At 68.7% G+C, this 14,030-nt stretch carries 13 protein-coding genes; 7 read left to right on the top strand and 6 right to left on the bottom strand.

Features of this window, described 5'->3' with window-relative positions:
* Positions 1 to 82: 82 nt before the first annotated feature.
* Together A3ES_RS0118440 and A3ES_RS0118435 are read left to right on the top strand one after the other, a co-directional pair.
* A complete protein-coding gene (locus tag A3ES_RS0118440) occupies positions 83 to 745 on the top strand; it encodes a response regulator transcription factor (protein WP_026162981.1) in 663 nt (220 codons plus the stop codon).
* Positions 742 to 1,935 carry a sensor histidine kinase gene (locus tag A3ES_RS0118435; protein WP_157630590.1) on the top strand — a complete coding sequence of 398 codons (1,194 nt, stop codon included), beginning with the start codon at positions 742 to 744 and terminating at the stop codon, positions 1,933 to 1,935. The genes A3ES_RS0118440 and A3ES_RS0118435 overlap by 4 nt, the downstream gene beginning before the upstream one ends.
* Before the next feature lie 376 nt (positions 1,936 to 2,311).
* Here A3ES_RS0118435 and A3ES_RS0118430 read toward each other — a convergent pair whose 3' ends face one another.
* The 3 genes from A3ES_RS0118430 to A3ES_RS0118420 form a co-directional block, all read right to left on the bottom strand.
* A complete protein-coding gene (locus A3ES_RS0118430) occupies positions 2,312 to 3,319 on the bottom strand; it encodes a phosphotransferase enzyme family protein (RefSeq protein WP_020388315.1) in 1,008 nt (335 codons plus the stop codon).
* Positions 3,316 to 6,036, bottom strand: coding sequence for a bifunctional acetate--CoA ligase family protein/GNAT family N-acetyltransferase (locus A3ES_RS0118425; protein WP_020388314.1), 2,721 nt, complete (start codon positions 6,034 to 6,036; stop codon positions 3,316 to 3,318). The genes A3ES_RS0118430 and A3ES_RS0118425 overlap by 4 nt, the downstream gene beginning before the upstream one ends.
* A gap of 292 nt (positions 6,037 to 6,328) precedes the next feature.
* A complete protein-coding gene (locus A3ES_RS0118420) occupies positions 6,329 to 7,189 on the bottom strand; it encodes a helix-turn-helix domain-containing protein (RefSeq protein ID WP_020388313.1) in 861 nt (286 codons plus the stop codon).
* 191 nt (positions 7,190 to 7,380) lie between these two features.
* On the opposite strand from A3ES_RS0118420, the gene A3ES_RS0118415 reads away from it, so the two are divergent.
* The 5 genes from A3ES_RS0118415 to A3ES_RS47545 all read left to right on the top strand — a co-directional run bounded on the left by A3ES_RS0118415 (position 7,381) and on the right by A3ES_RS47545 (position 11,493).
* Entirely contained in the window at positions 7,381 to 8,157 is a 777-nt protein-coding gene (locus A3ES_RS0118415; protein ID WP_020388312.1) for an SDR family oxidoreductase, read from the top strand.
* A 116-nt stretch (positions 8,158 to 8,273) separates the two neighbouring features.
* On the top strand, positions 8,274 to 9,983 hold the full coding sequence (locus tag A3ES_RS0118410) for an AMP-binding protein (RefSeq protein ID WP_020388311.1): 1,710 nt from the start codon (positions 8,274 to 8,276) through the stop codon (positions 9,981 to 9,983).
* A 53-nt stretch (positions 9,984 to 10,036) separates the two neighbouring features.
* Entirely contained in the window at positions 10,037 to 10,804 is a 768-nt protein-coding gene (locus A3ES_RS0118405) for an ABC transporter permease (RefSeq protein ID WP_020388310.1), read from the top strand.
* The gene (locus A3ES_RS0118400; protein ID WP_020388309.1) at positions 10,801 to 11,049 is read left to right on the top strand and encodes a DUF2630 family protein; all 249 of its coding nucleotides are present in this window, start codon (positions 10,801 to 10,803) and stop codon (positions 11,047 to 11,049) included. Before A3ES_RS0118405 ends, A3ES_RS0118400 begins: the two co-directional genes overlap by 4 nt.
* 96 nt (positions 11,050 to 11,145) lie before the next feature.
* Positions 11,146 to 11,493, top strand: a complete 348-nt coding sequence (locus A3ES_RS47545; protein WP_157630589.1) for a hypothetical protein — start codon at positions 11,146 to 11,148, stop codon at positions 11,491 to 11,493.
* A gap of 60 nt (positions 11,494 to 11,553) precedes the next feature.
* On the opposite strand, the gene A3ES_RS0118390 is transcribed toward A3ES_RS47545, so the two are convergent.
* The 3 genes from A3ES_RS0118390 to A3ES_RS0118380 all read right to left on the bottom strand — a co-directional run bounded on the left by A3ES_RS0118390 (position 11,554) and on the right by A3ES_RS0118380 (position 13,957).
* On the bottom strand, positions 11,554 to 11,976 hold the full coding sequence (locus A3ES_RS0118390) for a TIGR03667 family PPOX class F420-dependent oxidoreductase (RefSeq protein ID WP_020388307.1): 423 nt from the start codon (positions 11,974 to 11,976) through the stop codon (positions 11,554 to 11,556).
* Between the two features lie 65 nt (positions 11,977 to 12,041).
* Positions 12,042 to 12,695 (bottom strand): response regulator transcription factor, encoded by a 654-nt coding sequence (locus tag A3ES_RS0118385; protein WP_020388306.1) that lies wholly within the window; start codon positions 12,693 to 12,695, stop codon positions 12,042 to 12,044.
* A complete protein-coding gene (locus A3ES_RS0118380; RefSeq protein WP_020388305.1) occupies positions 12,677 to 13,957 on the bottom strand; it encodes a sensor histidine kinase in 1,281 nt (426 codons plus the stop codon). Before A3ES_RS0118380 ends, A3ES_RS0118385 begins: the two co-directional genes overlap by 19 nt.
* Positions 13,958 to 14,030 lie beyond the last annotated feature (73 nt).

Genomic DNA, 14,030 nt, shown 5'->3' with positions numbered 1-14,030 from the left:
ACCAGCTACCTGGCATCGTGGCGTCTGTGACACGTCGAATCGGTGGCTCCTCCCGCCGCCTCCCCACCATCGGTGGCCAGCGGTGAGAGTTCTGGTGGTCGAGGACTTCGAGGTACTGGCTCGCTCGATCGGCACCGGGCTGCGTCGCGAGGGGATGGCCGTCGACGTCGTACTGGATGGGACGGACGCGGTCGACCGGCTGGCTTCCACCCGGTACGACGTCGTGGTCCTCGACCGGGACCTGCCCGGTGTCGGCGGCGACGACATCTGCAGGCAGCTCGCCAACGGCCCCTTCGAGACCCGCGTGCTGATGCTGACCGCGGCCGGCACGATCGAGGACCGGGTCGACGGCCTCAGTCTCGGCGCGGACGACTACCTGCCCAAGCCGTTCGCCTTCGCCGAACTGGTCGCCCGGATCCGGGCACTGGCCCGCCGGGCGGCCCCGCCCCTTCCACCCGTCCTCTCCTGCGGGGACATCACGGTGGACCCCGCTCGCCGGACGGCGTTTCGCGGCGGCCGGCGCCTTGAGCTCAGCCCGAAGGAGTTCGCGCTGCTCGAATGCCTGCTCGCCGTACCGGGCCTGGTGCTGTCCGCCGAGGAACTGCTCGAGCGAGTTTGGGACGAAGCGGCCGACCCGTTCACGTCCGCGGTCAAGCACACCATGCACCGGCTGCGAGCCAAGCTCGGCGATCCGCCCGTGATCGAGACCATCCGCGAAGGCGGCTATCGGATCGGACCCGCATGACCGGGCGAGCTCGCAGCGCGCACCCCGCGTCAGTCGCCCCGTCCCAACCGCGACAGTCCCTCGCTGATACCGGGCACCAGCCGCTCCCCCGGCGTTCCTTGCAGGCCCGCCTCACGCTCTTCTATGCCACGGGCATCTATCTTGCCGGGATCGGGATTCTCGCCGTCGCCATGGTCCCGTTCACCGGAATGCAGCGGACCACGGCCGCCGACAACTCAGCTCCGGGCGTGCTCACCGGAACCGGGCAAGGGATCGGCCCAGGTCAGCTCTTGATCGGCTCCGCCGTTGCCCTCGCCCTGCTCGTCCCCATCGCGTGGGCTGCAGGCTGGTTCGTCGCCGGGCGCTTTCTCAGGCCCTTGCGGGCGGTCACCGCCACCGCAAAGGCCATCTCCGCCGGAAACCTCCATCAGCGCCTCAACCTCGGCGAGCCAGCCGACGAGCTGACCGAACTGGGCTCCATCATCGACGACCTGATCGCCCGCCTGGAGGCCTCCTTCAACGCCCAACGGCACTTCGTCGCCAACGCGTCCCATGAGCTACGCACTCCCCTGGCCGGCCTGCGGACCCTTCTCGAAGTCACCCTCGCCGACGCGGACGCCGATGCGGCCACCCTGCGCTCGGCCTGCCAAGAGGCACTCGCCCTGGGCGGGCACCAGGAGCGGCTCGTCCAGTCGTTGCTCGCCCTGGCCACCAGCGAACGCGGCGTCACCCGCTGGGACACTGTCGACCTCGCCGCAATCGTCACCAAAGTACTCGCGTCCTACCGTGACCAGGCGACGCGGAAAGGTATCGACCTCGCCGAACACCTCGCACCCGCGGTGACGGCCGGCGACCCGAGACTGATCGAAAGCCTTGTCGCCAACCTCATCGACAACGGCATTCGTCACAACGATCCACCCGGGCACCTGGCGATCACCACGCAGACCGTCGGCACACAGGTCACGCTTTCGGTCACCTACAGCGGGCCGGTCATCCCCGACGATCAGCTCCAGCGACTCCTCCAACCCTTCCAAAGACTGGCGCCCGACCGTAGCGGCCACCGCGACGGCTACGGTCTCGGCCTTGCCATCGTCGACGCTGTGGCCCAGGCGCACCACGCCGCCCTTGCCATCACCGCACGCCCCGAAGGCGGGCTGGCCATCACCGTGCGGTTCGCACACCACCCCATCCAACCCGCGGGTGATGAATGACGGGAGCCCATCCGTCCGGCGGGTGATGAGTGACGGGGCTCGGCGGGCACCCCGGGCTGGCAAGGCAGTGTGTGGGCTTCGCCCCTCCTGGCGGGGTCAGCCCCTCCGCAGACCAGGGGGCGAACCCCCGCAAGCGGGGCGAACCCCATCCAGGCCGCGGGTGTTGAATGAGGGGTCCCGTCCAGACGGCGGGCGATGAAGGACGGGCTAGCTGCTCCGGCGGGTTGCGGGTGCCGATGGCCGGTTCTGGTGCCGATGGCGCGCTGTAGCGGGCTATTGGTCGGCTAAGGCGCTATCGGCGAGACCGGAGCGTCGGTCGAGCGGAGCGTCGGTCGAGCGGAGCTCTCGGCTAGCTCGACTGCGTGCGCTACTCGATCTACCGCTGCAGTGCCTCGGCGGCCTTCTCGAGTACCTCGGGGCTCGGGAGCGACGCGATCAGCCCAATGATCTGTCGATCGGCGTACTGGCGATGGGCATCGGCGAGGCCGGTGTCCATCGCGGCGTTCGCCTGGCCGTGGAGGAAGTTGAGCGAGACCGCGAGGCCGGTGGCGAAACCCGCTGGATCGTCGATCTCCGCCGGCCCGCCCGCGGCGCGGTAGGCGCCGACGATCTTGCGAAGGTTGTCCGGGGCGTCGAGTTGGTCCATGAGCAATGCGCCCAGCTCCCGCCGCGGCGCCAGCGGACCGGCGTTGTCCCAGTCGACCAGCCAGTTGCCTTCGGCAACGGCTGGGTGGGACCGCAGCCGGAGGACGTTCGTGTTCTTCAGGTCGCGGTGGCACCACACCTGGTCACCTACTGGCGCCGAGTTCACGAGGGATGTCAGCTCGACCAGCCGCGGCTGAACTCGCTCGAGCGCTTCGGCCCACTCCGCTCGCGCCCGCTTGGCTGCCTCAGCGAGCGCAGACCAATCCGCGTCGACACGGTGGTACCAGGGCACGGGGTCGGCTCCCCCGCCCCGCCAGTCGAGCGTGTGGATGGCAGCCATCTGCGCTGCGAGCCAGCAAGTGACATCAACCTCCCCGTGATCGGGTACGTCGCCATCGACCCACTCATACAAGCGCCACCAGCCGTCGTCTTCGGTGCCCACCGGAGGTGGGGCGCTCGCACCTCTGGCCTCGCCGGGTCGAACGACGTACGAGCCGCTGGGGCTGGCCAGCGATTTGGGGCTGTTTACTCCGGCGGCGGCGCAGGCCGTGCGGAAGGTGATCTCGGTCTGGACTGATGCTTCGCCGGGTTCGAACCAGAAGAGTTCCTTGGCAGCGAAGACGCCCGAGGTGGTCTCCAACCGCCAAACAGCGCCCATCGCGCCTCGGGCCGCTTCGCGCATGCTGACCGGTTCCCCGAGGCCGAACAGCTGAGCCAGTGCGTTCGCCTCGGCCTTCACGTGAGGCGGCGGGCCGGGGTGTCTTGGCGGGGTTTTTCGTTGGGGGCGATGCGGATTGAGGTGTCGAGAACGGTGGCGCCCTGGGCGGCGACGAGGACGGAGCGCAGGTCGCAGCGGACTACTTCCTCGAGGTCCAGGGTCAGGCGGGAGACTCGGTGGAGGAGGTTTTCGATGGCTGGGATGTCGACCGGGTCGGAGCCGCGATAGCCGTACAAAAGAGGTGCCGCGCGGACCTCGCGGACCATCTCGGCGGCATCGACCGTCGTCAGCGGCGGCATCCGGTAGGCGCGGTCGCCGAGCAGGTCGGTCGCTACCCCGGACAGGCCGAACGAGACGACCGGGCCGAAGGCGACATCTTCCAGAGCCGAGATCACCACCGGTACTCCGGGCGGCGCCATCTTCTGGACGACGAACTGGGCTCGCGCCGGGTCGGACGCCACCCCGAAGGTGCTGGTCATCTCGGCCCAGGCTTCGCGCATGTCGTCTTCGTCGTGGATGTGACGCCAGATGTCGGCCAGGTCCGGACGCATCCGCCACTGCTCGGCGGTCGCCTTGAGGATCACCTCGAAGCCGAGATCCGCGGCCCGCGCAACTGCCTCGTCCGCCGAGAGCACCGGGAACGCGGGCAGCACGCTGATGTCGTAGAAGCTCAGCAACCGTTGCCGGTCGGCGTCCTCCAGATCGGCGCCGTTCGGATGCCGTTGCAGGAACTCTGCGACGAAGTCCTCCGCGCCGGCCGTTTCGACATCGGGCAGCTCGGGGATCGTGCTGTCCGCGCGACGCCGCCACTCGGCGTACTGGGTGGCCTTGGCGAGCGCGCCCACGGCGTACTGCGGGGACGAGAACGACGGGATTGAGCCACGTGCGGCGCCGCCGTGCTCGTCGGCCACGCGCAGCTGCTCGGGGACGCTGCGGGAGGCGAGGAACGTGGAGACGACCGGCTTGTCGGAGCCGGCGGCCGCGGCGGCCAGCACTTGCGCGACCTCGGCACCGTTCGACTGGACCGGTGGCGTGAAGATCACCACGACCGAGTGGACCCGGTCGTCGGCGAACACCTCACTGAGCGCGACCCCGAAGTCGGCCGCGGACGCCTCAGCGTTCAGCGTGCGTGGCTCCCCGGCGATGTCTAGCCCGCACCCGGCCACGGTGTCCAGGGCGAGCAGGGTCAGCGCGTCGGAGTTGCTCACGATCGCGACCCGACGGCCCTTCGGCAGCGGCTGGTGCGCGACCAGCTGAGCGACGTCGAACAGCTCGCCCGGCGTATCGACGCCGATTAGGCCGCTCTGCCGGAAGAGCGAGTCGACCGTTGCTGGTGGCAACGTACTGCGGCGGACCGTGTGGCCGAGCGGGACGCCTTGGGTGGCCCGGCCGGACTTCAGCGCGATCACCGGCTTGCGGCCGGCCAGCCTGCGCGCGACCCGGCTGAACTTGCGTGGGTTGCCGAGCGACTCCAGGTAGAGCAGGACGACCTCGGTCGCCTCGTCGGAGTACCAGTACTGCATCAGGTCGTTGCCGGAGACATCGGCACGGTTACCGGCCGAGACGAAACTCGACAGGCCGAGCCCGCGACCGACCATGTCGGCCAGGATCGACACGCCGAGCGCGCCGGACTGGCAGAAGAAGGCGACCCGGCCCCGGCTCGGCATCAGCGGCGAGAGCGTCGCGTTGAGGCTGACGCCGGACGCGGTGTTGATCACGCCGAGCGCGTTCGGGCCGATCACGCGCATCCCGTAGGACCGGGCGAGGCCGACCAGATACCGCTGCCGCTTACGCCCTTCGTCGCCGATCTCGGCGAACCCGCTCGACACCACCACCAGACCGCGCACGCCCTTGGCCGCGCAGTCGAGGATCACGTCGGCGACCATCTCGGCACGGACCGCGACCACGGCCAGGTCGACCGGACCGTCCACGTCCCGGATCGTCGGGTACGCCGGTACGCCGTCGATCTCGTCAGCCTGGGTGTCGGTGTTCACGGCGTACAGGCGCCCGGGGAAGCCGGCGTCGCGCAGGTTGCGCAGCAACGCGTTGCCGATCGTGCCCTCGCGCCGGCTGGCGCCGATCACGGCGACGCCCGCCGGGGTCAGCAACCGGGCGATCGACAGCGCCTCCGACCGCTGCTCGCGCGCCTGCATCACGCCGAACGACGTATCGGTCGGTGCGATGTCGAACTCGACCATGATCACGCCGTCCTCGAACTCCCGGGCGACCTTGTAGCCGGCCTCGGTGAACACGGTGATCATCTTGCGGTTGTCCGGTAGCACTTCGGCGATGAACCGGGCGATGCCGTGCTCGCGCGCGGCCTGGGCGAGGTGCTCGAGCAACAGTTGCCCGAGGCCCCGGCCCTGGTGCGCGTCCTCGATCAGGAAGGCGACCTCGGCGGTCCGCCGGCCGGTCCGCTCGTACCGGCCGACGCCGATCATCGCGTCGCCGACCGTCACGATCAGCGCGAGCCGGTCCACGTAGTCGACCTGGGTGAAGCGCGCCACGTCCCGGTCCGACAGTTGCGGGTACGGCGCGAAGAAGCGGTAGTACTTCGACTGCTCCGAGACCCGCGCGTAGAACGACACCAGCAGGTCCGCGTCACCGGCGGTGATCGGCCGCAAGTGCGCTGTCGCCCCGTCGCGCAGGACCACGTCCGCCTCGTACTCCGCCGGATAGCCGTCGGGGTACTCCAGGACAAACTGGGCCGGTCGCTGAGGCTGCTCCGGCGCTGTCACGCGGCCAGCGTACTCACACCCCGAGCTTCGGAGCGCGGCAATTCCAGGTGGTGGCTGAGCGCACCCGGTGGGATTGTCCCCCGCGCCGGTGCCGACAAGCTGATCCATCGTTTGGTGCGGCATCATCCTGGTCCCCCTCGTCATGGCCGGCGTGGTCCTGGTCCACGCCCTCGGCTGAAGGCGAACGCGGACCTTCGGCCGAGGTCGGGGTGGGCCGGCGGCGGCGAGGCCAGCGGACCCATGGGAACGACCAGGATTCGAACATGTGTTCGAGTCTAGTCAGATCGGCTGGTCATTGTCCAGCCGCGTGCAAACCGGCCTGTGGAGAGGTCCAGCTGCTGAGAAGCCGGAGTGCCTCAACGGTGTCCGAGCCGGGCTCGACGTTGTAGACGCACAGGGTCTGCTCGGCATCGCCGGGAACCTGGAACGACTCGTAGGAGAACTCAAGGTCGCCGACCACGGGATGGTGGTACTGCTTGGCGCCGTGAGTACGGCGCAGGACCCGATGGTCGTTCCACCAGCCGGCGAACTCGGGTGATCGCACGGTCAGCTCACCGATCAGATCGGCCAGCTGGCGGTCATGCGGATAGCGGCCCGCCTCGAGCCGGAGAATGGCGACGGTCTCCGCCGCGATCCGTTCCCAGTCGCCGACCCGTTCGCGCGCCTCGGGATCCAGCAGGTAGTAGCGAGCGATGTTCCGCCGGGGTACCGGCAAGGCCTCGAAGTCGGTCAGAACTGCCCGCGCGAGGCTGTTCGAGGCCAGCACGTCCGTACGCCGGCCGAGGATGAACGCGGGCACGTGGTTCAGCGTCTGCAGCATCAGGTGAAGACCCGGCCGAACCCGCTGCGGGCTGCTCGGCCTGCGGCGGGCGGCAGGCCGCGCCAGGAGATCGTCGAGGTGCTCACGCTCCGCCGCATCCAGTTGCAGGGCAACGGCAAGGCTCTCGAGGACCTCGGCCGACGGATTGCCGGCACGCCCCTGTTCCAGACGGGTGTAGTACTCCGTGCTGACACCGGCGACGCGGGCCACCTCGTCACGCCGAAGACCCGGCACCCGGCGTACGCGACCGTCAGCAGGCAGGCCGGCCCGCTCCGGCGTGATCCGGGCCCGCCGTGACCGCAGGAAATCGGCGATCGCGTGACTTCGTTCCATATCTCCTATCTGACCATGCCCGCCCAGCCGCGATCGTGGCCTGACTGGCCCTGTCAGTACCTGTCACCCGGATACCTGCCTGAACAGGGGCCTGTTCGAGCGCCGAAATCAGCTTCCAGCGGTGCTGAGATGAATGTGGGCCGGCAATCGCGGACCTCCCTTGTGAATCCTTGTCTGGAAAGGCTCTCTCCATGTCCACAAACTCCACCTCCGGTGACCTGACCGGACGCGTAGCGGTCGTCACTGGAGCTTCGAGCGGAATCGGCGAGGCCACCGCCGAGCAGTTGGCCGCCCTCGGCGCCAGGGTCGTCCTCATCGCCCGCCGCGAAGAACGACTGGCCGAGCTGGTGGCCCGGATCGAGAAGGATGGCGGCGAGGCGATCGCCATCGTGGCCGACGTGACCGACTCCGCCGCGATGCAAGCCGCGGCCGACCGCGTCGTCGCCGAGTTCGGCGGCGCTGATCTGATGTTCAACAACGCAGGCGTCATGCTGCCTGCCCCGGTCGTAGAGCTCGCCACGGATCAGTGGCAGCGGCAGATCGACCTCAATGTCACCGGCCTGATGAACGTCATCGGCGCCTTCACGCCGCAACTGGTGCAAGCCGCCCGCGAGCGCGGCGTGGCCGACCTGATCAACACCTCGTCGATCGCGGCCCAGAACATCTTCCCGAACTTTGCGGTCTACTCGGCCACCAAGGCCTACGTCACCCACTTGTCCCGGCACCTGCGGGCCGAGTTCGGAGCGTTGAACGTCCGGGTCTGCGCGATCGAACCGGGCATCGTCGGCACCGAACTGCAGGGCCACGTCACCGACCAGAACGCACTCGACTGGCTGGTCGGCTCCAAGGAGTCGATCGAGTGGCTCGCAGCTGAGGACATCGCCCGGACGATCGGATTCATCGCCTCTCAGCCGCCCCGGCTCAACTTCCAGCAGATCACGGTGATGCCCACCGGTCAGCCGAGCTGAACCCACACGCGCCTCTGTCCCGGCCTCGCTCCAGCTGGGACAGAGGCGGGGACGGAGGCGGGGACAGGGGCGCGCCCCGATTGCCTCCGGCAGCGGGGTCGGCAATAGTGCGGGGCATGAGCGCGGAACAGAGCACCTCGGACATCACCCGCAGGTTCCGTGAGGCGCGCGACTTCCTGGTCGCCCATCGTGAGGACTACGAGACCGCCTACCGCGAATTCAGCTGGCCGGCGTTCGATCGATTCAACTGGGCCCGGGACTGGTTCGACGCGCTCGCCGTGGAGCAGCCGGAGGTCGACGCGCTGACCATCGTGGAGGAGGACGGTGAGGTCAACTCGCTGACCTACGCGGAGATGGCCGGTCGCTCGCGTCAGGTGGCCGGCTGGCTCACCGAGGCGGGGCTCCAGCCGGGCGACCGGGTGCTGATCGTACTCGGCAACACGGTCCCGCTCTGGGAGGTGATGCTCGGCTGCATCCGGGCCGGCGCGGTGATGATTCCCGCCACCACTCTGCTGACCGATGCCGATCTGGCCGACCGGATCACGCGCGGCGGAGTACGGGCTGTGGTGACGACTAGCGGTGATGCTTCTCGGTACGAAGGTATCGCGGATCACTGCATCCGCGTCAGCGTCGGCGGAGCTGTGGACAACTGGCTCGATTACGACGACTCGCGCAGCTTTGACGGGCTGGTGCCCGAGGTCGACACGTCCGCTGACGACTCGTTGTTGCTCTACTTCACCTCCGGTACGACGAGTCAGCCGAAGCTCGTCGAGCACACCCAGGTGAGCTACCCGGTCGGCCATCTGTCCACGATGTACTGGATCGGCCTGCAGCCCGGCGACGTCCACCTGAACGTCTCGTCCCCCGGCTGGGCCAAGCACTCCTGGAGCAATGTCTTCGCGCCCTGGAACGCCGGGGCGACTGTCTTCCTCTACAACTACACGCGCTTCGACGCGGAGAAGATGCTCCAGGTCCTGCAGACCTACGGCGTGACGACCTTCTGCGCACCGCCGACCGTCTGGCGGATGCTGATCCAGGCCGACCTGTCCGCCGTGGAGGTGGCGATCCGCGAGTGCATCTCGGCAGGCGAACCGCTCAATCCGGAGGTGATCGAGCAGGTCCGCAACGCTTGGGGAGTCACCATCCGCGACGGCTACGGGCAGACCGAGACGACCGCGCAGATCGGCAACTCCCCCGGCCAGGAGGTCAAGCTCGGCTCGATGGGCCGGCCGCTGCCGGGGTACTCGATCGCGCTCGTCGACGCGGCCACGGGCGAGGTCGGCGACGACGGCGAGATCTGTATCGAGCTAGCTCCCGCGCCGGTCCCGCTGATGCGCGGTTACCGCGATGCCAAGGAGATGACCGACGAGGCGATGCGCGGCGGTTTCTACCACACCGGCGACGTCGCGAGCCGCGACGAGGACGGCTACATCACGTACGTCGGCCGCTCCGACGACGTGTTCAAGGCGAGCGATTACCGGATCTCGCCGTTCGAGCTCGAGTCGGTGCTGATCGAGCACCCGGCCGTCGCCGAGGCAGCGGTCGTGCCGTCACCTGATCCCGTCCGGCTCGCGGTACCGAAGGCGTACGTCGTACTGGTCGCTGGACGGGAGCCGTCGCGGGAACTCGCGGCCGAGATTTTGCAGTACTGCCGCGACAACCTGGCGCCGTACAAGCGGATCCGGCGGATCGAGTTCGCCGAGCTGCCGAAGACCATCTCGGGCAAGATCAGGCGGGTCGAGTTGCGCACCGACGAGGCCGCCAAGGTGGACAGCGGTGAGCGCGGCGAGCATTCCTACGACGAGGCTGACTTCATCACGGGCTGATCCCGGCCTCGTCGATCCGGCACAGCGTCGGTACGTCGTGCTCCAATGGGCGGATGTCTACCGACACAGGGCTCGGCGTCGCCGCCATCGTGGTGTTGCCGCTGCTGGTCGCGATCGCTGTGGCTGGTTCGCGCCTGGCGTCGTTGCGGCACGACAAGGGCGTTGTCACGGCGGCTCTGCGCGCGGTGCTACAGCTGGCCGTCGTTGGTGCGGTCGTCGGCTTCGCGTTGCAATCGACCCTTGGCGCGCTGGCGTTCATCGCGGTGATGCTGACCGTCGCCACCATCACGAGCACCCGGCGGATCCGGGCCACCGCAGCCGTACCGGGTCAGTTCGCGTTCTGCGCACTGGCGATCGGGGCCAGCGCCGGTGTCGTCCTGTTGCTGCTCCTGGTGCCCGGCGTGGTGCCGCGCAATCCAGAGACGTTGCTGCCGATGGGCGGGATCATCATCGGCGGCACGATGAATGCGACCACGCTCGCCGGACGGCGGCTGCTGTCGGAGTACGGGACGCGTTTCGGCGAGTACGAGGCGGGGCTGTCGATCGGTTTGCTGCCGCCCGACGCGTTCAAGCTGGTCGCCGGCCCGAGCGCTGGGGACGCGCTGCTGCCGGCGCTCGACCAGACTCGCACGGTCGGGCTGGTCACGCTGCCGGGCGCGTTCGTCGGGATGGTGCTGGGTGGCGCCTCACCGACAGCGGCGGCCGCGTTGCAACTCGTCGTACTGGTCGGCCTGGTCGCCGCCGAGGCGCTGGCGATCCTCGCGGTGACCGAACTCCTGGCCCGGGCCCCGCTGCCGGACGGGCGTACCGTTTCCGCATGACCGACGACAAGAGCCTCTTCCACCGGATCGACGAACTGGTTGCCGAGGAGCACGAACTCCGCAGCAAGCGCGCCGCCGGCAGCATCGGCGACGAGGACGAGCGCACCCGCCTGCGCGCCCTCGAGGTCGAGCTGGACCAGTGCTGGGACCTGCTCCGCCAGCGGCGCGCCAAGCGCGAGTTCGGCGAAGACCCCGACGCCGCCGAACCCCGCTCCGCCGACACCGTCGAGGGCTACCTCAACTGACAGTTCTCCCGGGTGGAGGTGCCGGCTGGTCGAGCAGGCCGGGGTGACTCACCCAAGCCTCGAACTCTCATCGCCACCGCCGTGGCCGGCGCGACCATGGCAGTGACCGCCGTCGCGGGGAGCGGTACGGCCTTCGCCGCCGACAACTCGGTCGTCGTCTACAGCAATACCGGGAACGTCACGGGGAAGCTGACGCACATCGACGACGGGGACCAGTTCCGCGTCTACGACATGTACGCGGACGGACACGGCGTACGGGGCATCCTGTTCGACGCAAACTTCAAGGTTCTCGCGACCGCGTACAACGGCAAGGGGGCGAGCGGCGGTTACACGTCGTTCGGCTACGACATCAAAGGCGGTAATACCTACTACATGAGGATCTGCACCGTGGACGGTGCCGACGACACCACGGGGCGCTGCAACGAGGAGAAGCTCACCGAATAACTCGACCGTTCCGCTCGTGAGGCCGTGCCCAAGGCTCGGCCTCATGAGCAGGGCTGACGGTCAGAAGCCGCGGAGTTTCTCCGGGGTGATGCGGATCAGGACCGAGTAGTCGGCGTGGAACTGGTCCGTCGTCATCCCGAGGTTGGCGATGTCTTCGCCGTACTTGTTGTTGTACGCCGCCAGCGCGTCGCCCGTGATCGGGGTCTCGTCGACCACCGCCGGGCCGGAGATCACGCCGACATCTCCCCCGCTGTGGGTGGCGTTGAAGTTCACTGCCACCCGTGGGTTGGCGGCGACGTTGTGGAGTTTGGCCTTGTTCGGCTGGCTGCTGATCAGGATGTGGTCGTCGTGCCAGAGGAACCAGACCGGGTTCGGCGCCGGCGTACCGGTCTTGCCGACCGTGGTCAGCCACACCACCCGCTCCTCGTCGAGCTGCCGCGCGATCCGCTTACCGAAGTCGGTCGAAGTGTCGATCGTGAACATCAGAGCCTCTCGTGGTGGTGGTCAGCTGTCTCTAGCTGGAACCACGCCTCCGTCTGGTTGATTCCCTAGCCGCGCAGGTAGGTGAGCACCGCCGAGACGCGACGATCGCGGCCGTCGTCGAGTTGGAGTTTGGCGAAGATGTTGCCGACGTGTTTGCGCACCGCCGCCTCGCTGACGACAAGTTGCTCCGCGATCGACGCGTTCACCCGCCCCTCGGCCATCAAGGCCAGTACTTCGAGTTCGCGCGGCGTCAGCGCTGCCAGCGGCCCGTCGTCGCGGCGGCGGGCCAGCAGCTGGCGAACCACCTCGGGGTCGACGACCGTGCCACCGTCGGCCACCCGGTCGAGCGAGGCGAGGAACTCGGTCACGTGACCGACCCGGTCCTTGAGCAAGTAGCCGATCCCCCCGGTCGTTGTCTCCAGCAACGATGAGAGGTACGCGTCGGCGACGTACTGGGACAGCACCAGGATGCCGATCCCCGGCAGCTCGGCACGGATCGCCGCGGCCGCGCGCAACCCCTCATCGCTGTGACCGGGTGGCATCCGGACGTCGGTGATCACGACGTCCGGCGGTTCCTTGCGGACGACGGCAAGCAGCGTGTCCGCGTCGCCGACGGTGTCTCGTACTTCGTGGCCGGCCCGGTCCAGAATGCTGGCCAGCCCTTCACGCAACAGCAGCGAATCTTCAGCCAGGACGATGCTCAGTCGTCGAGCCGGCACGGGCACTCCATCCTCAGTCGGGTCGGCCCACCGGGTGGGCTGGACAGGTCGAGTGTGCCTCCCAAGGCGTCCAGCCGCGTCACCAGCCCGGTCAATCCGGTACCACTCGTGCCCTCGAGGCTCGCGCCGCCGACCCCGTCGTCGGTGATGGTGACGACCAGCTTGTCCCCGGACACCCAGCCTTCGACCTCGCACCGGCTCGCCTGGGCGTGCTTGGCGACGTTGCCCAGCGCTTCGCTGACGACGAAGTACGCGGCCGCCTCGATCGGCGTGGGGAACCGCTGTGGCAGCGACATCCGCACACTCACCGGCAGCGGGCTCCGGTCGGCGACCTCCCGTACTGCGGCCTCCAGCCCGTGATCGACGAGCACCCGGGGATGGATCCCCCGGACCGCTTCGCGTAGATCCGCCAACGCAGCCTCAGCTTCGCCATGCGCCTTCACCACCAGGCGCCGCCCCTCCCCCTCTGGCAGGTCCAACTCAGCCAGGCCGAGCGTCATCGTCAGCCCGACCAGCCGCTGCTGGACGCCGTCGTGCAGATGCCGCTCGATCCGCACGCGCTCGGTCTCGAACGCGTCGACCAGATCGAGCCTGGACCGGCGCAGTTCGGCCACGTTCCGGCGCAACTCCTCTTCCCGCGGACCGAGCATGGCCTTCGCCAGCTCGGCCTCGGCCGCGGCGAGTGCACCGACGATGTACGACGAGACGATGTACCAGGGTGGCCCGAAGGCGACGAGGAAGATGATTCCCTCGGAGGTGGTGTCCAGGATCCACGGACCCATGCCGACTTCTTCGAACGAGGCGATCACCGGGGTGGCCACGGTGATGCCCAGCACCATGGCGCTCAGACCGCCGAACAGCGCGCTCAACGGCCAGATGAAGAGGCCGAGCAGCACGCCATAGCCGAGTGCGCGCATCGAGGCGCGCTCGCGGCGGCGGAAGGTGATCCGCGCCCGCCGGGTGTAACCACCAGGGATCGCCGCGTGCGGACTCGGTACGCCGGCCGGGACCACCAACCGGACCCGCCACCGCTCGACGACTCCGATCGCGACGCCGACCAGCGGGACCGACGCCATCAGCAGGATGCCGATCAGGATCGGGCTGAGCAGCGCGCAGAGCGCCGCGGCGCCGACGAGGAGGGTGATCGTCAGCAGGCCGACCGGAACCGAGCTGAGCAGGTAGGCATAGCTGCGCCATGGCCACGACGAGACGAGGTACCGCTTCGAGCTCAGCGCGGTCCAGGCCGTGTTCGGTCTCTCCATTTGGCTCAACCCTAGGGCCGCCACGGGCCCGAAGTCGGTAGCGTGCGCGCTACTCCAGGTCTCGCCCGTAGAC

This window comes from Kribbella catacumbae DSM 19601, from assembly GCF_000372465.1.
In the GTDB taxonomy this organism is placed as follows: Bacteria; Actinomycetota; Actinomycetes; order Propionibacteriales; family Kribbellaceae; genus Kribbella; species Kribbella catacumbae.
The sequence above is the reverse complement of the archived record's forward strand: the minus strand, read 5'-3'. Positions and strand labels throughout refer to the sequence as shown.